We start from the raw sequence: 24,114 nt of genomic DNA on the forward strand, positions 1-24,114 counted from the left end.
CGCCCGCCAATACCACCCACCGACACCGCCCGTTGAACCCTACGGCGTTCTGCGGCACTATTAGATTCCATGAGTTTGCGCATTTACAACACGCTATCGCGTGCCACCGAAGAGTTTTCCCCTATCGAGCCCGGCCATGTGCGCATGTACGTGTGCGGCATGACGATCTACGACCTGTGCCACATCGGCCACGCCCGCATGATGATGGCGTTTGACGTGGTGCAGCGCTGGCTCAAGGTCAGCGGCCTGCGCGTGACCTATGTGCGCAACATCACCGACATTGACGACAAGATCATTGCCCGCGCGGTGCAGCGCGGCATCACCATCCGCGCGCTGACCGACGAGATGACCCTGGCCATGCACCAGGACATCGGCCTGCTCGGCATCCAGCCGCCGACGATCGAGCCCCGGGCCACCGAATACGTGGCGCAGATGCTGAACCTGATTGGCACGCTGGAGCACAAGGGCCTGGCCTACCGCACGCCGCAGGGCGATGTGAACTTTGCCGTGCGCAAATTTCCCGGCTATGGCCAGCTCTCGGGTAAGTCGCTGGACGAGTTGCACGCTGGTGAGCGCGTGGCGGTGCTGGACGGCAAGGACGACCCGCTGGACTTTGTGCTGTGGAAAGCCGCCAAACCCACCGAGCCCGCCGATGCCATCTGGCCCAGCGACTTTGGCCCCGGCCGCCCCGGCTGGCACATCGAGTGCTCGGCCATGTCCTGCCAGACCCTGGGCGAGAGCTTTGACATCCACGGTGGCGGCGCCGACCTGCAGTTTCCGCACCACGAGAACGAAATCGCCCAGAGCGAGGGCGCGTCCGGCAAGCCTTTGGCGCGCTTCTGGGTGCACAACGGCTTTGTGCGGGTAGACAACGAAAAGATGTCCAAGAGCCTTGGCAACTTCTTCACCATCCGCGACGTGCTGCAGAAATATGACGCGGAAACCCTGCGCTTCTTCCTGGTGCGCACCCACTACCGCAGCCCGCTGAACTACAGCGACGCGCATCTGGACGATGCCCGCACCGCCTTGAAGCGTCTGTACACGGCATTGAGCCTGGTCGAACCCGCCGTGCCCGCCGCTATCGACTGGACCCAGCCCTTCGCCGCCCGCTTTCAGGCCGCCATGGACGAAGACTTTGGCACGCCCGAAGCCTTGGCCGTGTTGTTTGACCTGGCCACCGAGGTCAACCGCACCCAATCCGCCGCGATGGCCGGACTGCTGCAGGCCCTGGGCGGCACGCTGGGTTTGCTGCAAGGCAGCGCCAAGGCATTTCTGCAAGCGGGTGCCGGGCTCGACGATGCGGCCATACTGGCCCTGATCGGCCAGCGCGCCGAGGCCAAGGCCGCCCGCAACTTCGCCGAGGCCGACCGTATCCGCCAGCACCTGCTGGCCCAGGGCATCGCCCTCAAGGACGCAGCCAGCGGTACGACCTGGGAAGCGGCATGATGGGCGGTATAGATGGTTTAGGGTCTCTGTGCTTATGGAATAAGCAGTGGTAGCTCCTAAAGTTATAGCAACTGCCGCGGCAGGCAATGCGGCAGTGTTCACCCCGGCCTATTGGACCGAGGCGCGCAAACACCTGGTCAAAAAAGACCGGGTGATGAAGCGCCTGATCCCGCAGTTCGGCGACGTATGTCTGGAGACCCGTGGCGACGCGTTCACCACGCTGGCGCGCAGCGTGGTGGGCCAGCAGATTTCGGTCAAGGCTGCGCAAACCGTCTGGGGCAAGTTTGTGAAACTGCCCGAGCAGATGGCGCCGCAAAACGTGCTCAAGCTCAAGGTGGACGACATGCGCGCCGCAGGCCTGAGCGCCCGCAAGGTCGAATACCTGGTCGATCTGGCCCTGCACTTTGACGCGGGCAAGCTGCACGTGCAGGCCTGGGAAGAGATGGACGACGAGGCCATCATTGCCGAGCTGGTGGCGATCCGCGGCATTGGCCGCTGGACGGCCGAGATGTTTTTGATCTTCCACATGATGCGGCCCAATGTGCTGCCGCTGGACGACGTGGGCCTGATCAACGGCATCAGTCAGAACTACTTTTCCGGCGATCCGGTCAGCCGCAGCGAGGCGCGCGAAGTGGCGGCTGCCTGGGCGCCGTTTTGCAGCGTGGCAACTTGGTATATTTGGCGGTCTTTGGCACCCGTGCCTGCGCCGGATGTACCGAAATAATTAGGAGTAAAGCCTTGGCTAAAAGAACATTTCTCGACTTCGAACAGCCCATCTCGGACCTGGAAACCAAAATCGAAGAGCTGCGCTACGTGCAGACCGAGTCGGCCGTCGATATCTCCGAAGAAATCGACCAGCTGAGCAAAAAGAGCCAGCAGCTCACCAAAGACATCTACAGCGTGCTCACGCCCTGGCAGATCACCAAGATCGCCCGCCACGCCGAACGCCCCTATACGCTGGATTACGTGAATGAAATATTCACCGATTTTGTCGAGTTGCACGGCGACCGCCATTTCTCCGACGACCTGAGCATCGTGGGCGGCTTGGCCCGTTTCAACGGCACCGCCTGCATGGTGCTGGGCCACCAAAAAGGCCGCGACACCAAAGAACGCGGCCTGCGCAACTTCGGCATGACCAAGCCCGAGGGCTACCGCAAGGCCCTGCGCCTGATGAAAACCGCCGAGAAATTCGGTCTGCCAGTGTTTACCTTTGTGGATACGCCCGGTGCCTACCCCGGCATCGACGCCGAAGAGCGTGGCCAGTCCGAAGCCATTGGCCGCAACATCTTCGAGATGGCGCAGCTGGAAGTGCCCATCATCACCACCATCATCGGCGAAGGCGGCTCCGGCGGCGCGTTGGCGATCTCGGTAGCCGACCAGGTGGTGATGCTGCAATATTCGATTTATTCCGTCATCAGCCCCGAAGGCTGTGCCTCGATTCTGTGGAAAACCTCGGACAAGGCCTCTGAGGCCGCCGAAGCCCTGGGCATCACCGCCCACCGCCTCAAGGCCCTGGGTGTGATCGACAAGATCGTGAACGAGCCCGTGGGCGGCGCCCACCGGGACCACAAGCAGATGGCCGCTTTCTTGAAGCGTGCCCTGAACGATGCCTACCGCCAGGTCAGCGACCTGAAGACCAAGGAACTGCTGGACCGCCGCTACGACCGCCTGCAGAGCTACGGTCGCTTCACCGATACCAAGGCCGAGAGCAAATAATTTAACGGCAAACAACTTTCATGGCTCGGGGTGCTTTGCGCCCGAGTCCATGAAAGTTAGCCGGGTGTCTCCACCCCTAGCAGCTTGTGCAGCCGAGGGGAGGTGGTGGTGTACTGGAACGGAATCTTCTTTTCCGGAAACACCCGCGGTGCCGCCGCATACGCCGCCAAGGTGGCTTCGTGGAAGCCACACACAATCAGCTTTTGCTTGCCCGGGTAGGTATTGATATCGCCCACGGCAAAGATGCCGGGCACGCTGGTTTCAAACCGGGCTGTATCCACCTGCAACTGCTTGCGCTCCATCGCCAAGCCCCAGTCTGCCACCGGGCCCAACTTGGGCGACAGGCCCAGGAAGACGCTCAGGGCGTCCACCGGCAACTGGTGTAACGCCGCATCCACGTCGCTGACTTCCAGGCGGGCCAGGCGGCCTTCTGCCATGCCAAAGCCCGTGATCTGCCCCACCATGAAACGCATGCGCCCAGCCGCCACCAGCATCTGCATCTCGGCAATATCGGCCATGGGAGCTTGCAGCACGTCGCGGCGGTGCAGCAGGGTGACACTTTTGGCATCCAGGTCGGCCAGTTGCAGGGCGCAGTGCAGGGCCGCCTCGTCGCCGCCGTTCACCACCACGTCCTGCCCGGTCACCGTGGCGGGTGCTGCGTGGTAGCGCAGTTGCCCGCCTTCAAATCTCTCGATGCCCTCGAGTTTCAAGCGCCGGGGCTGGAATGCACCCACACCGGCGGCGATGATCACCACCGGCGCTAGGAACTGTGCACCCTGGTCGGTCTGGACCAGAAAACGGCCATCGGCCTGCTTTTCAATGCGGCTGACCTGCTGGCCAAGGTGGAAAGGCGTGTGGAACGGCTGGATTTGCTGGAGCAGCGAAGCCGCCAGCGCCCGCCCGGAGGTGGCGGGCGTGCCGGGGATGTCGTAAATGGGCTTGTCGGGGTACAGTTCCATGCACTGGCCGCCCGCATGGGGCAGCGCGTCGATCACCTGCACGGGAACTTCCAGCAGGCCGAGCTGGAACACTTGAAACAGGCCAACCGGGCCCGCGCCGATGACGACGGCCCCGGTCTCTACCAATTAACGCTCCAGCAACTGGATTTTGGGCATCACGTCTTTCCAGTCGTCGGCGTCGGCCAGCGCGGGTTTGCGTTTGGTGATGCTCTTCCAGCCCTGGGCGCGGGCCAGCTCGACGTTGAGCTGGATGAAGGCCAGCTGGTCGGCAGGCATGTCTTCTTCGGCATAGATGGCGTTGGCCGGGCACTCGGGGATGCAGACTGCGCAGTCGATGCATTCATCGGGGTCGATGACCAGCATGTTCGGGCCTTCGCGGAAGCAGTCCACGGGGCACACGTCCACACAATCGGTGTATTTGCATTTGATGCAGGCTTCAGAGACAACGTGGGTCATATCGGTATTTTCATGTGCGAGGGGTAACCCTCAATTTTAAGGGTTAGCGAACCAGCACGGCGGCCGAGGTTTTGTGGCTCGCCGTATCGACCAGCACCAGCGCGCCCAGCGAGCGCGATTGGGTGTAGGGCCGGGTGGCAATCGCCTCTTGCAGCGCCAGCTCGACGTGGCCGATGGCGTTGGGTGGCAACTCGGTGGCGTCTTCTTCGGCCAGGGTGTTGATGTCCAGCTTGTGGACGATGCGCTTGACCTTGGCTTTCACCCAGCGGTGGCCGTGCAGCGCCCAGTAGACGCGGCCTGCCACCAGGGGTTCGTCGTCCATCCAGGCCACGGTGGCCGAGATCTCGCGGCTGGCTTCGAACTGGCCAGGGGCCAGCAGCCAGTCGCCGCGCGACACATCGACTTCGCGGTCCAGCGTGATCCCGGCGCTGTTGCCTGCCAACACGTTCTTGGGGTTGCGGGCGTGGTCCAGCACCTGGGCCACGGTGGCGGTCTGGCCACTGGGCAAAATGCGGATTTCCTGGCCTACAGCCACCTGGCCGGTGGCCACGCGGCCCCAGAACACGCGGCGACCCTGGCTGGTGTCGCTGCTGGCCGAGAACTTTTCCACCCACTGCACCGGAAAGGCGAAGGGCTGCTCCACTTCTGCGGGTGTGCTGGGCAGTTGCTCCAGAATCTGTAGCAAGGTAGGGCCGGTGTAATTGCACCAGTCGGGGTTTTCGCTATGACCGGCTTCGACCACGTTCCAGCCCTTGAGGGCCGAAATCGGCACGATGGCCTTGACGGGAATTTCGGCGGCGGCGGCAAAGCTGTTCAGCGCGGCGCTGATGTGGGCAAACGCCAGGCAGGAGTCTTCCACCGCGTCCAGTTTGTTGATGGCAAACACGATGCTGGGCACGCGCAGCAAATGGCACAGCAGCGAGTGGCGGCGGGTTTGCGGCAGCAGCTCCAGGGCGGCGTTTTTCCAGTCCAGCTTGGTGGCATCGACCAGCACCACGGCGGCATCGGCGCTGCTGGCGGCGGTGACCATGTTGCGGGTGTACTGCTCGTGGCCGGGCGCGTCGCCGATGATGAACTTGCGGTCTTCGGTGTTGAAGTAGCGGTAGGCCACGTCGATGGTGATGCCTTGCTCGCGCTCGGCGCTCAGGCCGTCGGTCAGCAGCGCCAGATCGGTTTCGCCCTGGCGTTGCACGCCCGCCAGGTGGTCTTGCAGCACGGCCTTGGTGTCCACCAGCAGGCGGCCAATCAGGGTGCTCTTGCCGTCATCGACGCTGCCGCAGGTGATAAATTTCAAGGCAGAAAGTGCCGTAGCGCCCGTGGATAGGGCGGTAGCAGCTATGGAAGTAGTAGCGTTCATTAGAAGTATCCGTCTTTCTTGCGCTTCTCCATCGAAGCCTCTGATGTCTTGTCGTCCATGCGGGTGGCGCCACGTTCGCTCACGTCGGCGGCCAAGGTTTCGATCACGATGTCGGCGGCGGTGGCGGCAAAGCTGTCCACCGGGCAGGTACAGGTGATGTCGCCCACGGTGCGGAAGCGCACGTCGCGCAGCTCGGCGGTTTCGCCGGCCTTGAGCGGGGTCAGCTCGGTCACTGGCACCAGCAGGCCTTTGCGCTCCACCACTTCGCGTTTGTGCGTGTAGTAGAGCGAGGGCAGGGCGATTTTTTCGCGTTCGATGTACTGCCACACGTCGAGTTCGGTCCAGTTGCTGATGGGGAACACGCGGAAGTGTTCGCCGGGCTGCAAGCGGGTGTTGAACAGGGTCCACAGCTCGGGGCGCTGGGCCTTGGGCTGCCACTGGCCGAAGCTGTCGCGGTGCGAAAAGATGCGTTCCTTGGCGCGGGCCTTTTCCTCGTCGCGGCGGGCGCCACCGATGAGGGCGTCGAAGCGGAATTCTTCGATGGCCTCCAGCAGCGTGACCGACTGGTGCACGTTGCGCGATTCGCCGGGGTGGGCCAGGCGCACGGTGCCGCGCTTCATCGAGTCTTCGACGTTGCGCACGATCAGCTCGGCACCCAGCTCCTGGGCGCGGAAGTCGCGGAAGTCGGTGACCTCATGGAAGTTGTGGCCGGTGTCGATCATCAGCAGCGGGTAGGGGATGCCGCCGCTGCCGGTGGCAACGTTCTTGGCGCCAAAGGCCTTTTCGGCGCATTTCAGCAGGACCAGCGAGTCTTTGCCGCCTGAAAACAGCAGGGTGGGGCGTTCAAACACGGCGGCCACTTCGCGCAGGATGAAGATGGTTTCTTCTTCCAGCGCGTCGAGGTGGGTGTTGCTCAGATGGTGTGGGTTAGCTTGGGAGTTCATGGGGGCAGGTTTCAGTGGGCAAGGTGCAAGCCGCACTCGCGGTTGTCGTCGCCCTTGGTGGGGTCCACGTAGTCGAAGTTGTTGGGCAGGCCGTGGGTTTCGCAGTACTGGTAGAGCTCTTTGGACGACCAGTGCAGCAGGGGTGCGACCTTGATCAGGCCGTCAGGGTTGATGCTCACCGGGTCCATCTGGGCGCGCACGGCGGTGTCGGTGGCGCGCAGGGCGGTGAACCAGACCTTGGGTGCCGTCTCGCGCAGGGCGCGGGCAAAAGGCTCCAGCTTCACTTCCTCAGTGAAGGCCGCGTGGCGCGGGTCGTCCAGTGCGGGCGTGGGGCCGTCCACGGCCTCGCGGTGCGCCCGAGAGCGGCGTGGCAGGTAGATGTGCAGGTTCAGCTTGAGCCGCTCGGTCACTTCGTCGACGAAGCGGTAGGTGGCCTCGGTGTTGTAGCCGTTGTCCATCCAGACCACGGGCACATCAGGATTGACGCGGGTGACCATGTGCAGGATGACTGCTTCGAAGGGGCGGAAGTTGGTGGTGACGATGGCGGGCTGGCCCAAGGCCAGGGCCCATTCCACCAGCGCGGGTGCGTTGCGGCCGAGATCGGTGTTGATCTTTGCGAGGTCAAGGTTGAGGTTGGGGGTGCTCATGGTGTTGGCTCCAATCAGTACGAGTCCTGGCGGGCCAGCTCTGCGGCGTAGGCTGCCGCGTTTTCGGTTTCCGCGAAGTGCGGCTCTACGTGGACGGCATCGCCCTGGTAGAAGCCTTCAAAGCGGTCAAATTGGCGCTGGGCGGCGCTGGCATCCACGCCTTCGCGCAGCACGGCCACGCTGAAGCCGCTGCGCTGCATCTGCACCAGTTGGTCGATCAGCACGTCGCCGGTAGCACGGATTTCTCCGGTGTAGCCCAGGCGGCGGCGCAGCAGGAAAGCCTGGCTGTAGGCGCGGCCATCGGTGAACTTGGGAAAGTGCAGGTCGATGCGGGTGATGCCCGCGAGGTCCAGCGTGCGCGGGTCGGCATCGTTGGCCAGGAATACCTGGTCTTTTTGGCCTTCTACGCAGGCGGTGTGGGCGGTAGCAGCTATTATTTTCATAGTATTGGCCTTTTACGCTTCGGCGGCGGCCTTGGGGGCGCGGGCGGTGCTGGTGCGGGCGGCGTTGGCAGCCAGCTTGAACGGGTCCTGGCCGACGCGGCGCAGGGTGTCGATGAAGGCCTCACCGCTGGTGCGGGTGGCGCGGTAGGTGTCCAGCACGGCTTCGATCACATCGGGCACCTCGGCGGCGCTGAACGACGGGCCGACGACCTTGCCGATAGAGGCGGGACCGCTGAGGTTGGAGCCGTCCGAGCCGGCCAGCGTCACTTGGTACCACTCCTGGCCGTCCTTGTCCACGCCCAGAATGCCGATGTGGGCGCTGTGGTGGTGGCCGCAGGAGTTGATGCAGCCGCTCATGTGCACGTCGATTTCGCCCAGATCGTGCAGCTCGTCCATGTCCTGGTAGCGCTGGCTGATGGCTTCGGAAATCGGCAGCGAGCGGGCGTTGGCCAGCGCGCAGAAGTCGCCACCGGGGCAGACGATCATGTCGGTCAGCAGGCGGATGTTGGCGCGGGCCAGGCCGGCGGCCTTGGCTTCCGCGTAGAGCGCGGGCAGTTCGTCGGCGCGCACCCAGGGCAGCACCAGGTTCTGGTCGTGGGTGACGCGGGTTTCACCGGCGCTGTAACGGTCGGCCAGGTCGGCCGACAGGTCCAACTGGTCGCCTGTGGCATCACCCGGCGAGTAGCCCAGGCGTTTGAACGACAGTGTGACCGAGCGCAGCAGCGGGTTTTTGTGCGCGGCCACGTTTTGCTTCAGCCAGCGGGTGTAGTCCTTGTCATCCACCGGAGCGGCGACCGGGTTGTTGAGTGCGGGCAGGGTGCCAACGCGGCTGGCCGGGGGCACAAAGCAGGCGGTCACGCGGTCCAGCTCGGCCTGGGCGATGGTGTGCGGTGCACCGTCCACCGTCAGGATCTGCTGGTACTCGGCTTCTACCTCGTCGATATAGCGCTGGCCTTCGGCCTTGACCAAGATCTTGATGCGCGCCTTGTAGATGTTGTCGCGGCGGCCCCAGCGGTTGTACACGCGCACCACGGCTTCCAGGTAGTTGAGGATCTGGTTCCAGGGCAGAAAGCTGCGGATGACCGTGCCCAGCACCGGGGTGCGGCCCATGCCGCCGCCTACCATCACGCGCAGGCCGACCTCACCGGCTTCGTTTTTCAGCACGTGCAGGCCCACATCGTGCCAGGCGGTGGCGGCGCGGTCGTCGGTGGCACCCACGATGGCGATCTTGAACTTGCGCGGCAAAAAGGCGAATTCGGGGTGCAGCGTGCTCCACTGGCGGATGATTTCGGCCAGGGGGCGCGGGTCGGCGATCTCGTCGGCGGCAATACCGGCGCGCTCGTCGCTGGTGGTGTTGCGGATGCAGTTGCCGCTGGTCTGGATGCCATGCAGGTGCACGCTGGCCAGCAGGTCCATCACGTCGGCGCTCTTGTCCAGCGGAATCCAGTTGAACTGGACGTTCTGGCGGGTGGTGAAGTGGGCGCAGGCACTGGGCAGGCTGTGCAGGTCGCTCAGGCCCGGGTTGGCCTTGGTGAGGTCGTGCGCGTCTTTTTTGTCATAGTCGCGGGCGATGGTGGCCAGCACGCGCAGCTGGGCGCTGGACAGCTCGCCGTAGGGGACGGCCACGCGCAACATGGGCGCAAAGCGCTGGACGTACCAGCCGTTTTGCAGGCGCAGCGGGCGGAACTCGTCTTCGGCCAGCGTGCCGCCTTGCCAGCGTTCCAGCTGGTCGCGGAATTGGGCAGCGCGCAGTTTGACGAACTGTTTGTCGAATTCGGTGTATTGGTACATTTTGTTTACGGTCGTGGGGCAGGGCAGCCTGCGATTTTAAAGTGCGAGTAACTTGGTGCCTGCATACGCGAGCAGCAGGGACAGCAGGCCGCGGATGACGCGGTCCGAGGTTTTGAGCATCAGGTGCGAACCGAGCCAGATGCCGGGCAGCGAACCTGCCAGCAGCTTGGCCAGCAGCGGCCAATCCACCGAGCCCAGCCCGGCATGGCCCAGGCCAGCCACCAGGGTCAAGGGTACGGCGTAGGCGATGTCAGCGGCCACAATGCGTTGCAGCGGAAGCAAGGGATACAGCAGCATCAGTACGGTCACACCAATGGCCCCGGCACCGACCGAGGTCAGGGTGACCAGTGCGCCAATGAACGCGCCGAACAACAACGGCAGGCTCCAATGGCGCGGGCGTTCGGCCTGGGCCATATGGCCTGCCTTGACGCTGCGGGGGGCAGACTTACCACGGACACTTTTGTAGAGGGTGGCTGCAGCGGTCAGCAGCAAGGCCCCGCCCAGGGTGGTGGTCATGGCTTTTTGAACCTGGGCATCGGCCGGGCCGAGGGTGTGCAGGATCCACAGCGTGAACAGCGAAGCCGGAATGCTGCCGGCACACAGCGTGGCGACGATGCGCCAGTTGACCATGCCGGAGCGGGCCATCTTCAGTGTGCCACCGGCTTTGGTGAAACAGGCGAACAGCAGGTCGGTGCCAATGGCCAGGTACGGCTTCATGCCGAAGAAGAAAATCAGGATGGGGGTCATGAGCGAGCCGCCGCCCACCCCGGTCAAACCCACCACGAAGCCGACAAAAAAACCGGCAAAAACAAACGCTAAATCTTGCATAGGGCGCGACTATAAAAGCCCGCCGCCCTATTCCAAACTACTTTATTGTTCTACCAATATGCCGTTTAGCATATTTGGAAATAACAAAACTGGCTGTTCAGTCCTTCGGCTGGGCGTAAGCCGCATTCAGCTGGGCGTTGATGGTGTGCCACAACGGACGCACCATGAGGCGCAACCCTTGGTAGACCTCGTCCACCCGCAGCATCGATGGCACGCGCTGGCCCCGGTGCTCCACCGGGCCGCCAATCGGGATGATGTTGACCCCGAGTTTGCCAAAGTGCTCGGCCAGTCGGGGTTCTGTAAGGGTGAACAAGGTGTCGATGCCATGGCGTTGGGCCATCAAAACGGCACCGATGTACAGGCTGACGGGAAGGTAAGGGAAGCGGGGCTGCTTCTGGTCGCCAAAATCCTGGTCCGAGATACTTGCTTCGCTTTGTTGTTCGCCCTTGCGTCGGCGAAATTCAGACATCACCGCCAGCCGGGACACCTCGGCAATGCGACCGCGCGGCTGCAGGGCGGGGTCGATGATGCTGCGGTCCAGCGTGTTTTTGCAGGTCAGCTCGAACGGCAGTGGCGCCGCGGGGTGGGCTGGGTCCGCGAGTACCAGCCGTGCGCAGCCTGCCAGGCGGGTGCCATCGGCGCTACGCACCAGGCAGTGCTGGGAGCGGTAGTCGTATTTGTCGGTTTCATGCTGGTCCTCGCGCACCGGCTCAAAGCCGAGCTCGCGGGCGTAGACGTCATGCCGGATAAAAAACACGTCGTTGACGCGGCTGGGCTCCAATGCGGGCGCAATTTCAAAGTACTGTTTGTAGCCGTCGCCCAGGTTGAGGCGGGGAGTGTCTGACATACGGGCCTTGCGGGGTGTTAGCGGTGTTGCGGGATGTAACCGTACACACTTTGCACTGGCTTTACATAGGTTTCTTGAAATATTTATTGCAATTTGCAACTGTAAATCACATTTACGCCTCGGAAATTTGCAGAGACCAAGGCGTTTTTTGCCAGGCTTGTGCTTCTTCGCGCAGCAAATGCGCCGACTGGGGGAAGGCTTGCGCCCAGCCGGGACGGGTCGACAGTACAAATTGGCTGTCCAGTTCGGGGTCCATTCGGAGTTCCAAGCCGGCAGTGTCGGGGTCTCTGCGGGCGTGGCACAGCATGGTGGCCAGCCGCAAGCACAGCAATTGCTGCATGAAGGCCGCGTCGTCAAAGTCCAGTTCCAGCTTGCGCAGCTTGCCGCGGTGGCCTAGCACCATCTGGCTCAGGCGGTGCAGCTCCAACAGGGCAAAACCGGGTGCGTCCGCGTGTTCCAGAACATAGGCACCATGTTTGTGGTGGTCTTGGTGTGAGATTTGGCAGCCAATTTCATGCAATTGGCCAGCCCAGTTGAGTTTGCGCTGCTGGCGGGTCACTTCGCTGGCGGCGACATCGCTGCCGGTTTGCAACTGCCCGTACAGCGTGCAGGCCAGTTTGGCCACACGCTGGGCCTGCTGGGTGTCCACACCAAAGCGGCTGGCCATACGCTGCACCGAGACGGCCCGCAGGTCGGTTTCTTCCTGGCCGCGTGCTACCAGGTCGTACAGCACGCCGTGCCGCAGGGCGCCGTCGGCGGCATGCATTTCGTCGATGCCCAGCAGGTCAAACACGGCGCGCAGCACGCTGATGCCGCCGCCAATGACCAGTTTGCGGTCGTCCTTCATGCCCTCGATACGCAGTTTCTCGACGCTCTGGGCTTTGAGCAGACGGTCGCTGATCCAGTCCAGGCCCTCGCGGGTGATGAGGTTCAGCGGCCAGCCTGCGGCATGCAGAATGTCGCCCACCGCGCCGACGGTGCCAGAGGAGCCATAGGCCACGTCCCAGGTGTCGCGGCGGTAGGCGTTCAGGGCTTCGTCCAATACCGCCTTGGCGGCGATTTCGGCAATGCGGAAGGCATCGCGGGTGAACTGGCCGTTGGGGAAGTACTTCATCGACCAGGCTACGCTGCCCACCCGGAAGGATTCCATCACCGTGGCGTCATAGGCCTGGCCCAGGATCATTTCGGTGGAGCGCCCGCCGATATCCACCACCAGACGCCGCTCGTCCGACTGAGGCAGCAGCCGGGCCACGCCCTGGTAGATCAACCGGGCTTCTTCACGGCCCGGAATCACGTCGATAGGAAATCCCAGCACCTCGTGCGCCTTGGCCAGGAATTCGTCGCGGTTACGGGCCTCGCGCAGGGTCTGGGTGGCGACGGCGCGCACCTGGTGGCGCTCGAACCCGGCCAGGCGTTCGCCAAAGCGGGCCAGGCAATCCCAGCCGCGCTGCATGGCTTCCTGGCTGAGATTGCGGTTTTCGTCCAGGCCGTTGCCTTGGCGGACGGTTTCCTTCAGGTATTCGGTGCGGTGGATTTGCCCGTGGTCCAAGCGGCCTATTTCGAGGCGAAAGCTGTTGGAGCCCAGGTCCAGGGCGGCGATGAGAGTTCCGTTTTGCATGGTGTGGCCGCTTTTTTCGTGGGCGCAGCATAGCACCCACGGCGGCGGCACCATGGCGTTATTTTTGTCACATAGATGTCACATAACCTTCTTAAAGTACGGCCATCGCCAGGGTTTGCCCATCCGGTAAACCACGGCACCATTTCGACATGTTTCCACTTACCCAAAGGGTTTTCTGATGCAAGTACGTTTCAAAATCGCCATGGTCAGCTTGGCTGGTTCGGCTGCCTTGTCTTTTGCCGGTTTCGCCAGTGCCCAAGAAATTACCGGTGCCGGTGCCACATTCCCCGCACCCGTGTACTCCAAATGGGCGGCTGAGTACAACAAGGCCACCGGTGTCAAAATCAACTACCAGTCCGTAGGCTCCGGCGCCGGCATCAAGCAGATCGACTCCAAGACGGTGGACTTCGGTGCGTCCGACATGCCCCAAACCGACGATGTGCTCAAGGCCAAGGGCCAGATGCAGTTTCCCGCCGTCATCGGCGGCACGGTACCCGTGGTCAACATCAAGGGCATTGCGCCTGGCCAACTCAAGCTGACGGGCGCCGTGCTGGGCGACATCTTCCTGGGCAAGATCACCAAGTGGAACGACGCAGCGCTGGTGGCGTTGAACCCCGGCGTGGCCTTGCCCGACGCTGCCATCACCACGGTGCACCGCGCCGATGGTTCGGGCACCACTTTCAACTTCACCAACTACCTGAGCCGCGTCCACCCCGAGTGGAAAGAAAAAGTGGGCGAGGGCACAGCCGTGAACTGGCCGTCCGGTTCGGGCGGCAAGGGCAATGAAGGCGTGGCCACGTTCGTGAACCGCCTGCCCAATTCCATTGGCTACGTGGAATACGCGTACGTCAAGCAAAGCAAGATGACCTATGCCTTGCTGAAGAACCGCGATGGCGTGTTTGTGGCGCCCAGCGACACCGCTTTCGCCGCTGCCGCTGCCGGTGCAGACTGGAATAAATCGTTCTACCAGCTGATCACCGACCAGCCTGGCAAGGAAGCCTGGCCTATCTCTACCGCCACCTTCATCTTGATGCACACCAAGCAGGAAAAGCCAGCGAACGCCACCGAAGTGTTCAAGTTCTTCAACTGGGCCTACAAAAACGGCGCCAAGATTGCCGACGATCTGGACTATGTGCCTTTGCCCGCACCCGTGGTGGCGGTGATTGAAAAGGCCTGGAGCCAGGTGACCGATACCGCTGGCAAACCCGTCGCCATCAAGTAAGCCCCGATACCTTAGGACCAAGGAGCAAAACGTGTCATCTACACTTCCGGCGACCGAGCACCTGTTAAATCCATCTGGTAAGTCTTCCGGACACGCGATGACCACTCCTCCCCGCCCCAAAGCGGCCCGCTCCGGGCCGGTTTTCGACCGTATCTTTGCCTGGCTGGCCAAGGGTTCGGCCATCTTCACCCTGGTCATGCTGGTCGCCATCCTGGCGTCGCTCACCATCAGTGCCTGGCCCGCGATTGCCAAGTACGGGCTGGGATTTTTGACCAGCACCACCTGGGACCCGGTCAAGGAAGACTTTGGCGGCCTGGTGATGATCTACGGCACGGTGATGACCTCGTTCATCGCCTTGCTGATTGCGGTACCGGTGAGTTTCGGCATCGCGCTGTTCCTGACCGAGCTGTCGCCCGCCTGGCTGAAGCGCCCGCTGGGCACCGCCATTGAATTGCTGGCTGCGGTGCCCTCCATCGTCTATGGCATGTGGGGTTTGCTGGTGTTCAGCCCGGTGCTGTCCACCTATGTGCAGCAGCCTTTGCAAGCGGCGTTTGGCGATGTGCCTTTCCTGGGCACGCTGTTTTCCGGTGCACCGGTAGGCATCGGCATTTTGTCGGCCGGCATCATCCTGGCGATCATGATCATCCCGTTCATCGCCGCGGTGATGCGCGATGTGTTTGAAGTCACTCCCACGCTGCTGAAGGAATCGGCCTACGGCCTGGGTGCCACCACCTGGGAAGTGGTGTCCAAGGTCGTGCTGCCCTATACCAAGTCGGGTGTAGTGGGCGGCATCATGCTGGGCTTGGGTCGGGCCATTGGTGAAACCATGGCGGTGACCTTTGTGATTGGCAACTTCAACCAATTGGATTCGCTCAGCCTGTTCCAGGCGGCCAATAGCATTACCTCGGCGCTGGCCAACGAGTTTGCCGAGGCGGGCGAAGGCCTGCACCAAGGCGCTCTGATGTATCTGGGCCTGGTGCTGTTCTTTATCACTTTCGTCATTCTTTCCCTGTCCAAATTGCTGCTGTCGCAGCTGCGGAAAAATGAAGGAGCCAAATCATGACCACGGGCGAAATGTTGCTCAAAGCGGCCGCGCTGGAACACACGCGCAGCGTCAAATACGCCAAACGCAAACGCGTCAACCAGATTGCCCTGGTGCTGGCCCTGGGAGCCATGGCTTTCGGCTTGTTCTGGCTCTTCTGGATCTTGTTTGAAACCGTGCGCCTGGGCATTGAAGGCCTGACCATGGCCACCCTGACCCAGATGACCCCGCCGCCTAACGACGAAGGCGGCCTGGCCAACGCCATCTACGGCTCATTTCTGATGGTGACGCTGGCCACCTGCGTGGGCGCACCCATCGGCATCATGGCCGGTATCTACCTGGCCGAGTACGACACCAAGAGCTGGCTGGCCTCGACCACCCGGTTTGTGAACGACATTTTGCTGTCGGCTCCCTCCATCGTAATCGGCCTGTTCGTCTACGCCGTAGTGGTGTCGCGCTTCAAGTCGTTTTCCGGCTGGGCCGGGGTGGTGGCCTTGGCGCTGATCGTGATTCCGGTGGTCATCCGCACTACCGAGAACATGCTGCAACTGGTGCCGCCCGGCCTGCGGGAAGCGGCTTACGCCCTGGGTGCGCCCAAGTGGAAGGTGATTCTGAGCATCACCCTGAAGGCCGCCCGGGCCGGTGTGATTACCGGTGTGATGCTGGCCGTGGCCCGTATCGCCGGAGAAACCGCGCCGCTGCTGTTCACCGCTCTAAGCAACCAGTTCTGGACTTCCAGCCTGAGCCAGCCCATGGCCAGCCTGCCGGTCACGATCTTCAAATTTGCGATGAGTCCGTATGAAAACTGGCAAAAGCTGGCTTGGGCCGGGGTCTTTTTGATCACCATGGCCGTGCTGGGTCTGAATATTTTGGCCCGTCTGTGGGCTGGTTCCAACAAGAATTAATCTGAGTCCTCACCATGCAAACCACTGTTGCAAGCCCCTCGAAAATCTCGGTCAAAGACCTGAATTTCTTCTACGGAAAGTTCCATGCGCTCAAGGGCATCAACATGGAAATCCCGGAAAAGAAGGTCACCGCCTTCATCGGCCCTTCAGGCTGCGGTAAATCCACGCTGCTGCGCATCTTCAACCGCATGTTCGAGCTCTATCCCGAGCAGCGCGCCGAAGGCCAGATTCTGCTGGACGGCGAGAACCTGTTGACCAGCAAGAAAGACGTGGCCCTGCTGCGCGCCAAGGTCGGCATGGTGTTTCAGAAGCCCACGCCGTTCCCGATGTCGATCTACGACAACATCACCTTTGGTGTGAAGCTGTTTGAAGACCTCAACACCACCGACATGGAAGAGCGCGTCGAATGGGCGCTGCGCAAGGCTGCTCTCTGGAACGAAGTGAAGGACAAGCTCAACCAGAGCGGCTCCAGCCTGTCCGGCGGCCAGCAGCAGCGCCTGTGCATTGCCCGCGGCATTGCCATCAAGCCCGAAGTGCTGTTGCTCGACGAGCCCTGCTCGGCCCTGGATCCCATCTCTACCTCCAAGGTCGAAGAGCTGATCACCGAGCTGAAGAATGACTACACCGTGGTCATCGTGACCCACAACATGCAGCAGGCCGCGCGGTGCAGCGACTACACCGCCTACATGTACCTGGGCGACCTGATGGAGTTTGGTGCCACCGAAGACATCTTCTTCAAGCCCAAGCGCAAAGAGACTGAAGACTACATCACTGGACGCTTCGGCTAAAAGTTGACGAACACCCCCCAGCGTAGTCAACCCTTTTGAATTGGAGACCTCATGCCCGATAAACATCTTTCCAGCCAGTTCGACAGCGAACTCAATGGCGTTTCCAGCCGCGTGATGGAGCTGGGCGGCCTGGTGGAATCGCAGATCCGCCAGGCGGTCTACGCGCTGTCGCAATTCAGCGTCGAAGTGGCCGACCAGGTCGCCGAAACCGAAATCCGTGTGAATGGCATGGAAATCGAAATCGACCGCGAACTCTCCAGCATCATCGCCCGCCGCCAGCCCACGGCGCGGGATTTGCGCCTGCTGATCGCCATCTCCAAAACCACCGCCAACCTGGAGCGCGTGGGCGACGAGGCCAACAAGATCGCCCGCATGGCCAAATCCATCGCCCGGAGCAGCTCACCCCGCTCCTTGCCCACGCTGGACCTGCGCGTGTCGGCCGATATGGCCTCCGGCCTGCTGCGCAAGGCCCTGGACGCATTTGCCCGGTTGGACACCGCCGCGGCGCTGGACATTCTGAAAGAAGACGACCTCATCGACCAGGAGTTCGACGGCTTTGTGCGCAAGCTCATCACCTACATGATGGAAGACCCGCGCACCATTACCGCCAGCCTGGACCTGCTGTTCATCGCCAAAGCCATCGAGCGTATCGGTGACCACGCCAAGAACATTGCCGAGTTCATCATCTACATTGTGAAGGGCGAAGACGTGCGCCACGCCACCGTCGCTCAGGTGGAGTCGGCACTGCAATGAAAACCATGCCCCGGGTCTTGATCGTCGAAGACGAGCCCGCGATTGCCGAGCTGATTGCGGTGAATCTACGCCACAGTGGCTTCCAGCCGACCTGGGCGATGGACAGCGTCACGGCGCAGTGCGAGCTTGATGCCATGCTGCCCGATGTGATCTTGCTGGACTGGATGCTGCCCGGCGAAAGTGGCCTGTCACTGGCCAAAAAATGGCGTGCCAATCCGCGCACCAAGGCCGTGCCCATCATTTTGCTGACCGCCCGCAGCGACGAAAATGACCGCGTGGCCGGTCTGGATGCCGGGGCCGACGATTACATCTCCAAGCCGTTTTCCACCAAGGAAATGCTGGCCCGGATCCGCGCGGTGCTGCGCCGCCGTGCGCCCGAGCAAGAGAGTGGTACGTTGCGCATCGGCGCCCTGGCGCTGGATGCCGCTACCTACCGGGTCACCTTCCAGGACCAGGCCGTGAAGATCGGCCCGACCGAGTTCAAGCTGCTGCAGTACCTGATGAAGAATGCCGAGCGCGTGCACTCACGCTCGCAGTTGCTCGACCGGGTCTGGGGTGACCATGTGTTTATTGAAGAACGCACAGTGGATGTGCACGTCAAACGCCTGCGCGAATCCCTGGGTGCCGGCGGGACCATGGTGGAAACGGTACGTGGCGCAGGCTACCGCATCACGGCGCAGCCCATCGCCGCCGCAACCACTTCCCCGGCGGTTTCCGCTGCCTGATTTCCCGGGTGGTGCGTACACCATCCTTATCCAATTCTCCCTATGTGGTTTCGATTCTTGAGCTTTTTGGGCCTGCAACTGGGCGCGGGCCTGCTGGGCTGGGAGTGGGCTGCCTACCCCGGCGCGCTGGCCGGTGTGGTGCTGGCAGGCATTTTCTGGATGCTGCTGGATGCCGTGCGGGGCCTGCGCGTGATGCGCTGGCTACGCACTGGCGAGGCCGCCCAGGCCCCGCACATGCAGGGCTGGTGGGGTGAGATCACCGACCGCACCCGCCGCTGGCTGCGCCAGACGCAGCAAAAAATGTTGGATGCCGAGACCCGCCTGCAGGAGTTTCTGGCCGCTATCCAGGCTTCGCCCAACGGCGTGGTGCTGCTGGATGCCCAGGGCCGCATCGAGTGGTGCAACCACATCGCAGCCGAACATTTCGGCTTCGATGCCCAGCGCGATCTGCAGCAGCTCATTGGCAATCTGGTGCGTGACCCGGCCTTTGCCGCCTATTACGCCGAGCCCGATCCGTCGCGCGGCACCTTTATGCACGGCAGAGGGGGCACCGCCAGCCGGCCGGTGCGCCTGTCGGTGCATCTGCACCCTTATGGCGATGGCCGTCGGCTGCTGCTGTCGCGTGACGTGACGGCCGTGGAGCAGGCCGAGGCCATGCGCCGTGACTTTGTGGCCAATGTGTCGCACGAGATCCGCACGCCGTTGACTGTGATGTCGGGCTTCGTCGAAACCATGCAGAGCCTGCCGCTGGACGAAGGCCAGCGCGAGCGTTACCTGGGTTTCATGGCCCAGCAGGCCCAGCGCATGCAGACCCTGGTGAGCGACCTGCTGACCTTGTCCAGCATCGAAGGCAGCCCGGCCCCCAGCACCAGCGAATGGATCGTACTGCGCGACCTGCTGGCCCAATGCGCCCGCGAGGCCGAGGCTTTGTCGGGCATGGTGACCGCCGGGAATAACAAGGTGCATGCCCTGCGCTTTGGTCCCATGCCCGAAGGCTCCATCGCCGGGGCGTCGAGTGAATTGCTTAGTGCCTTGTCGAATCTGGTCAGCAACGCCGTGCGCTACACGCCTGCCGGGGGGCGTATCGACGTGCGCTGGCAGCCTTTGCCCGATGGCCGGGCCGAATTTTCGGTGAAAGACACCGGGCCGGGTATCGCCGCCGAACACTTGCCACGCCTGACCGAGCGCTTCTACCGCGTGGACCCGAGCCGGTCGCGTGAAACCGGCGGCACCGGCCTGGGCCTGGCCATCGTCAAGCACGTGGTGCAGCGCCACGGCGCCGAGTTGCGCATCGAGAGCATCCAGGGCCAGGGTTCGCGGTTTGCCATTGTTTTTCCGGCCAGCCGCTTGCGTGGCAGTGTGCTGCAGGTGGCCAGCATCTCGGAACGAAATACTATCTAATTGATAGCTGCTTGTGCCGATGGAATGGGCGTTGGCAGCCAAAAAAGCTTACAAATTATGGTGGGATGCGTTGGTAGAGCTGAATCGCTTCGCCATTGTCGGCACGCCGCCGCACACCCAGCTTGAGGGCCCAGGTGTTCTTGTCCACCGCTTGTTGCAAGGGGCGCGACGTGGTGGCGTCGACCAGTAGCCAGGGGCACTGGGTGGCACCCCGGGCGGGCTTGAGTACCAGGCGGCCGTGGAACTGGAATGCCGCAATCTGGCCGCGGTTCAGGTTGTCGAACTCGACGCAGTTGGGCAGGGCACGACCGGGAGTTTGGGCGCGGATGGTCCGGTCCACACTGTGCACCAAGGGAAGGTAACTGCGGCCAAAGTCCACTGCGGGCAGACCCAATGTCATCAGCAGCAACCAGCACAGGGCGGTGCCGCCCGCAGGCAGTACCAGGCTCTTCCAGATGGCCGAGCGGTGGCGGCCCACCCGCCATTTCACCAGCCAGACCCAGACCAGCGAGGCCCCCAGTGCCACGGCGAACGGCAACCATTCAAAACTGGGCATGAAGCCGGGCAGCAGGCGCGCCAGGTTGGCGGCCGGTTGTTTGGGTACGCCGGTTTGTGCCGCGACCCAAATCACCCAGATGATCAGCGCAAAGATGGTGAAAAACAGCAGCGTGAACCAGTCCACCAGCGCGCTGACGGTACGGCTCAGGGTGGGCAGAGCGAAGGCCGCCAGCGTGGCCATGGCGGGCAAGGCCAGCATCAGCGATCGGTCGGCGGCATCGGTGCTCAGCGTGGCCGCCAGGGCCACCGCCACAAACCACAACGGCAAGGCCAGGTGGCGGCCAAAATTGCCGCTGGTGAGCTGCCTGCGCCAGCGCCACAGCGTCCACACCGCCAGCGGCCATACGGGCCAGGTAAACCACAGCAGCAGCCGGGCCAGGCCGCGCAGACTGGCCCAGTTGGTCTCGGGCAGGTCGATGCGCCAGCGCCATTGGTCCAAAGCCCAGGCCAGCGCGGCCACTGCCAGCGTGACCAGCAGCACCGCCAGGCTCCAGCGCAGGCTGCGCGGCGCATTGCAGGGCTCACCGGGGTCTTGGGCGTTGCGGTCCAGAAAACACACCAGGGCGCCACCCAGACCGAGCAGCACCGCCATGGTCGGCGCGCCCGACAGCGCCAATCCGGCCAGGCCCAGCACGACCCCCAAAGCCGGTATCCAGGTGCGGTAGGGCATGGCCGCCAGTGCGAAATAGGCCAGGGCGGTAAACGCCAGCTGTGCCAGCGCCGGGGTGGTCTCGTGCGACAGCTGCGCCATGCCCAGGCAGGCAATCATGGCCAGCAGGCCGCCATCGGCCATGGCCCGGGCGTAGTCGGCTGGTTTGGCCTCGCCGCCAAAAGCAAACGCTACCGGCTGGGCGCGCGGACTGCGGGCCAGGTAGTACACCGCGTACCAGGTGCTGGCCAGCGCCATCGCCAGCAGCAGCATGAACGGTATGCGGGCCACGAAATCGGCGGCCCAGCTCTGGGGGGCGAGTTGCACCGCCCAGGCTCCCAGCCAGTAGGGCAGCAAGGCTTCAATGGCGGGCGGTTGGCCTTGCAGAGTGGGCTGCAGCCAGGCGGTCTGGCCCCGCGCCAGCTCGACGATATAGCCAAACGTGGTCATGTCGTTGTTGCGCCAGGGCGCACGGCCGACGAAGCCGGGCAGCACATAGGCCAGACACAGCAGCCACAGCGCCACGCGCGGAAGACGGCGAACGGCGCTTTGCGCGACGATGGCGGGGGTGGGTTGGTTCACAGAGGGGGAATGGTACGGCCAATAATGCACAGGACTTACGCTGCGTAAGTCCTAACGAAAAAAAGGCAGCGCGGATAAACCGGGCTGCCCCTTTGAAGGTGCGGAAAAACTTATTCTGCGGCGGCGGCGACTGGAGCAGCAGCGACTGCAGCGGTGGTTTTGCCGAAACGGTTGCGGAAGCGCTCCACGCGGCCACCCATGTTGTCCACGGATTTTTGCGTACCGGTGTAGAAAGGATGGGATTCGCTGGAGGTGTCCAGCTTGTACAGCGGCAGTTCGCGGCCGTCTTCCATCTTGATCATTTCCTTGGCGTTAACGCACGAACGGGTCACGAACTTGAAGTTGTTCGACAGGTCCATGAAGCACACGTCACGGTAGTTGGGGTGAATGCCAGCTTTCATTATTTCTTCCTTGTTCAATTGCGTTAGCCGCCCGGTGCCTTGGGAAATTTTTTGCCCAATTTAAAAGCCCGGTACTTTTCGCGATTAGCCTTCGATTATATCCCGAAAATCAAAGCCTCTGGCTTTAGCCACCGCGGCGCATCATGTCGAAGAACTCGACATTGTTCTTGGTGGACTTCATGTTTTTCAACATCAGTTCCATCGACTCGATCTCGTCCATGTTGTACATGAACTGGCGCAGAATGCGGCTCTTTTGCAGGATTTCGGGCGACAGCAGCAGCTCTTCGCGGCGGGTGCCGCTGCGGTTGAGCTGGATCGACGGGAACACGCGCTTCTCGTAGAGGCGGCGGTCCAGGTGGATTTCGCAGTTGCCGGTGCCCTTGAATTCTTCAAAGATCACTTCGTCCATGCGGCTGCCGGTGTCGATCAGCGCGGTGGCGATGATGGTCAGCGAGCCGCCTTCTTCCACGTTGCGGGCGGCACCCAGGAAGCGCTTGGGGCGCTGCAGGGCGTTGGAATCGACACCGCCGGTCAGCACCTTGCCGGAGGAGGGCACAACGTTGTTGTAGGCGCGGGCCAGGCGGGTGATCGAGTCCAGCAGGATCACCACGTCTTTTTTCAGCTCGACCAGGCGCTTGGCACGCTCGATCACCATTTCGGCCACGTGCACGTGGCGGGCGGCGGGCTCGTCGAAGGTGGAGGCAATCACCTCGCCCTTGACGGAGCGCTGCATTTCGGTCACTTCTTCGGGTCGCTCGTCGACCAGCAGCACCATCATGTGGCTGTTCGGGTAGTTGGCGGCAATGGCATGGGCCATGTGCTGCATCATCACCGTCTTGCCGCTCTTGGGCGGGGCGACCAGCAGGGCGCGCTGGCCCTTGCCGATGGGGGCCACGATGTCGATGATGCGGCCGGTGATGTTCTCGTCGCCCTTGATGTCGCGTTCCAGCTTCATCTGCTCTTTGGGGAACAGCGGCGTCAAGTTTTCAAACATGACCTTGTGCTTGTTTTCTTCGGGGCCGCCGCCATTGACCTTGTCGAGCTTGTTCAGCGCAAAGTAGCGTTCGCCGTCTTTGGGTGTGCGCACTTCGCCTTCGATCATGTCGCCGGTGTGCAGGTTGAAGCGGCGCACCTGGCTGGGGCTGATGTAGATGTCGTCGGTGCTGGCGGTGTAGCTGGTGTCGGGGCTGCGCAAAAAGCCGAAGCCGTCGGGCAAGATTTCCAGCACGCCATCGGCAATGATCTGCTCGCCGGTGCGGGCGCGCTTTTTGATGATGGCAAACATCAGCTCTTGCTTGCGCATACGGCCGGTGTTCTCAATTTCAAGTTCTTCGGCTTGTTTGAGGACTTCAGACACGTGCAGTGCCTTGAGTTCGTTTAAGTGCATGGATTGACTCCTGGGCGGAGTTCTGAGAGGAAAAAAGGGGGGAGGTTTTGAGGAGGCTAGAGGGGCCTCACAAACCAGGAACTCGAACCGACTTGCTCGGGGGCAAATGGGTGATTACGCAGATTATGACAGGAATAATGGCCAGAAAAAACGAAGCCACCGCGAGGGTGGCTGGGTGCGAAAAGGCTTAGGCCAGTTGCTGGTCGATAAATGCGGTCAATTGCGACTTGCTCATGGCGCCCACTTTGGTGGCTGCCAGCTCGCCGCCCTTGAAGATCATCAAGGTGGGAATGCCGCGAATGCCGAACTTGGCGGGGATGTCGCGGTTTTCGTCCACGTTCATCTTGGCGATTTGCAGCTTGCCTGCGTAGCCGGTGGCCACTTCGTCCAAAATGGGGGCAATCATTTTGCAAGGACCGCACCACTCGGCCCAGTAGTCGACCAGCACCGGGGTGGCGGCCTGTAAAACGTCCGCGTCGAAGCTTGCGTCCGAGACATGTTTGATGAGTTCGTTGGCCATGGGGGTTTCCTTAAAACAGAGTGCCGGTACGACTAAAGTTGCGGCATTGTGACAGAAACCAAGAGCTCCTGTCGGCTGCCAACCTGCTATCACAGGCATAGCGAAAACCCATTGTTCCATCTGCGCCAC

24 protein-coding genes are annotated in these 24,114 nt (G+C 62.4%); 10 read left to right on the forward strand and 14 right to left on the reverse strand.

The window, feature by feature from the left end:
* Positions 1–69: 69 nt before the first annotated feature.
* Genes cysS through AB3G31_RS09850 form a run of 3 tightly spaced genes read left to right on the forward strand, consistent with a single transcriptional unit; the run spans position 70 to position 3,162 of the window.
* Positions 70–1,446 carry a cysteine--tRNA ligase gene (gene cysS / locus AB3G31_RS09840; protein ID WP_367849993.1) on the forward strand — a complete coding sequence of 459 codons (1,377 nt, stop codon included), beginning with the start codon at positions 70–72 and terminating at the stop codon, positions 1,444–1,446.
* A 46-nt stretch (positions 1,447–1,492) separates the two neighbouring features.
* Positions 1,493–2,170: a DNA-3-methyladenine glycosylase gene (locus tag AB3G31_RS09845; RefSeq protein WP_367849994.1), complete on the forward strand. Its 678-nt coding sequence runs from the start codon at positions 1,493–1,495 to the stop codon at positions 2,168–2,170.
* Positions 2,171–2,184: 14 nt separating this feature from the next.
* Positions 2,185–3,162, forward strand: coding sequence for an acetyl-CoA carboxylase carboxyltransferase subunit alpha (locus AB3G31_RS09850; RefSeq protein ID WP_367849995.1), 978 nt, complete (start codon positions 2,185–2,187; stop codon positions 3,160–3,162).
* Positions 3,163–3,218: 56 nt separating this feature from the next.
* Here AB3G31_RS09850 and AB3G31_RS09855 read toward each other — a convergent pair whose 3' ends face one another.
* The 10 genes from AB3G31_RS09855 to AB3G31_RS09900 all read right to left on the reverse strand — a co-directional run bounded on the left by AB3G31_RS09855 (position 3,219) and on the right by AB3G31_RS09900 (position 13,052).
* The gene (locus AB3G31_RS09855) at positions 3,219–4,247 is read right to left on the reverse strand and encodes an NAD(P)/FAD-dependent oxidoreductase (protein WP_367849996.1); all 1,029 of its coding nucleotides are present in this window, start codon (positions 4,245–4,247) and stop codon (positions 3,219–3,221) included.
* Positions 4,248–4,577 (reverse strand): ferredoxin FdxA, encoded by a 330-nt coding sequence (fdxA, locus tag AB3G31_RS09860; protein ID WP_315204915.1) that lies wholly within the window; start codon positions 4,575–4,577, stop codon positions 4,248–4,250.
* A gap of 43 nt (positions 4,578–4,620) precedes the next feature.
* Entirely contained in the window at positions 4,621–5,934 is a 1,314-nt protein-coding gene (locus AB3G31_RS09865; protein ID WP_367849997.1) for a sulfate adenylyltransferase subunit 1, read from the reverse strand.
* Entirely contained in the window at positions 5,934–6,878 is a 945-nt protein-coding gene (cysD, locus tag AB3G31_RS09870; RefSeq protein ID WP_367849998.1) for a sulfate adenylyltransferase subunit CysD, read from the reverse strand. The genes AB3G31_RS09865 and cysD overlap by 1 nt, the downstream gene beginning before the upstream one ends.
* A gap of 11 nt (positions 6,879–6,889) precedes the next feature.
* Entirely contained in the window at positions 6,890–7,525 is a 636-nt protein-coding gene (locus AB3G31_RS09875; protein ID WP_367849999.1) for a phosphoadenosine phosphosulfate reductase family protein, read from the reverse strand.
* Positions 7,526–7,539: 14 nt separating this feature from the next.
* A complete protein-coding gene (locus AB3G31_RS09880) occupies positions 7,540–7,968 on the reverse strand; it encodes a DUF934 domain-containing protein (RefSeq protein WP_367850000.1) in 429 nt (142 codons plus the stop codon).
* Positions 7,969–7,980: 12 nt separating this feature from the next.
* Positions 7,981–9,759: a nitrite/sulfite reductase gene (locus AB3G31_RS09885; RefSeq protein ID WP_367850001.1), complete on the reverse strand. Its 1,779-nt coding sequence runs from the start codon at positions 9,757–9,759 to the stop codon at positions 7,981–7,983.
* 36 nt (positions 9,760–9,795) lie between these two features.
* Positions 9,796–10,587: a sulfite exporter TauE/SafE family protein gene (locus tag AB3G31_RS09890; protein WP_367850002.1), complete on the reverse strand. Its 792-nt coding sequence runs from the start codon at positions 10,585–10,587 to the stop codon at positions 9,796–9,798.
* Between the two features lie 97 nt (positions 10,588–10,684).
* Complete coding sequence (locus AB3G31_RS09895) at positions 10,685–11,434, reverse strand: PEP-CTERM/exosortase system-associated acyltransferase (RefSeq protein ID WP_367850003.1); 750 nt, start codon at positions 11,432–11,434, stop codon at positions 10,685–10,687.
* A 112-nt stretch (positions 11,435–11,546) separates the two neighbouring features.
* Positions 11,547–13,052, reverse strand: coding sequence for an exopolyphosphatase (locus AB3G31_RS09900; protein ID WP_367850004.1), 1,506 nt, complete (start codon positions 13,050–13,052; stop codon positions 11,547–11,549).
* Positions 13,053–13,254: 202 nt separating this feature from the next.
* Here AB3G31_RS09900 and pstS point away from each other — a divergent pair, with 202 nt between their 5' ends.
* The 7 genes from pstS (at position 13,255) to phoR (ending at position 19,888) form a co-directional block, all read left to right on the forward strand.
* Positions 13,255–14,274, forward strand: a complete 1,020-nt coding sequence (gene pstS / locus AB3G31_RS09905; RefSeq protein WP_367850321.1) for a phosphate ABC transporter substrate-binding protein PstS — start codon at positions 13,255–13,257, stop codon at positions 14,272–14,274.
* Positions 14,275–14,371: 97 nt separating this feature from the next.
* Positions 14,372–15,337 carry a phosphate ABC transporter permease subunit PstC gene (pstC, locus tag AB3G31_RS09910; RefSeq protein WP_367850005.1) on the forward strand — a complete coding sequence of 322 codons (966 nt, stop codon included), beginning with the start codon at positions 14,372–14,374 and terminating at the stop codon, positions 15,335–15,337.
* Positions 15,334–16,221, forward strand: coding sequence for a phosphate ABC transporter permease PstA (pstA, locus tag AB3G31_RS09915; RefSeq protein WP_367850006.1), 888 nt, complete (start codon positions 15,334–15,336; stop codon positions 16,219–16,221). Before pstC ends, pstA begins: the two co-directional genes overlap by 4 nt.
* A gap of 14 nt (positions 16,222–16,235) precedes the next feature.
* On the forward strand, positions 16,236–17,009 hold the full coding sequence (pstB, locus tag AB3G31_RS09920) for a phosphate ABC transporter ATP-binding protein PstB (protein ID WP_367850007.1): 774 nt from the start codon (positions 16,236–16,238) through the stop codon (positions 17,007–17,009).
* A 51-nt stretch (positions 17,010–17,060) separates the two neighbouring features.
* Positions 17,061–17,762 carry a phosphate signaling complex protein PhoU gene (gene phoU, locus AB3G31_RS09925; protein WP_367850008.1) on the forward strand — a complete coding sequence of 234 codons (702 nt, stop codon included), beginning with the start codon at positions 17,061–17,063 and terminating at the stop codon, positions 17,760–17,762.
* Positions 17,759–18,487, forward strand: coding sequence for a phosphate regulon transcriptional regulator PhoB (gene phoB / locus AB3G31_RS09930; protein ID WP_367850009.1), 729 nt, complete (start codon positions 17,759–17,761; stop codon positions 18,485–18,487). Before phoU ends, phoB begins: the two co-directional genes overlap by 4 nt.
* A gap of 42 nt (positions 18,488–18,529) precedes the next feature.
* Positions 18,530–19,888, forward strand: a complete 1,359-nt coding sequence (gene phoR / locus AB3G31_RS09935) for a phosphate regulon sensor histidine kinase PhoR (protein WP_367850010.1) — start codon at positions 18,530–18,532, stop codon at positions 19,886–19,888.
* A gap of 55 nt (positions 19,889–19,943) precedes the next feature.
* Here phoR and AB3G31_RS09940 read toward each other — a convergent pair whose 3' ends face one another.
* The 4 genes from AB3G31_RS09940 to trxA form a co-directional block, all read right to left on the reverse strand.
* Complete coding sequence (locus tag AB3G31_RS09940; RefSeq protein WP_367850011.1) at positions 19,944–21,677, reverse strand: hypothetical protein; 1,734 nt, start codon at positions 21,675–21,677, stop codon at positions 19,944–19,946.
* Positions 21,678–21,787: 110 nt separating this feature from the next.
* Positions 21,788–22,078 (reverse strand): type B 50S ribosomal protein L31, encoded by a 291-nt coding sequence (locus tag AB3G31_RS09945; protein ID WP_367850012.1) that lies wholly within the window; start codon positions 22,076–22,078, stop codon positions 21,788–21,790.
* 124 nt (positions 22,079–22,202) lie between these two features.
* Complete coding sequence (gene rho, locus AB3G31_RS09950) at positions 22,203–23,465, reverse strand: transcription termination factor Rho (protein WP_315183313.1); 1,263 nt, start codon at positions 23,463–23,465, stop codon at positions 22,203–22,205.
* Positions 23,466–23,652: 187 nt separating this feature from the next.
* Entirely contained in the window at positions 23,653–23,985 is a 333-nt protein-coding gene (trxA, locus tag AB3G31_RS09955) for a thioredoxin TrxA (protein ID WP_315204882.1), read from the reverse strand.
* Between the last annotated feature and the right edge of the window lie 129 nt (positions 23,986–24,114).

Origin of the sequence: Rhodoferax sp. WC2427 (genome assembly GCF_040822085.1) — a bacterium.
Classification (GTDB): Bacteria; Pseudomonadota; Gammaproteobacteria; order Burkholderiales; family Burkholderiaceae_C; genus Rhodoferax_B.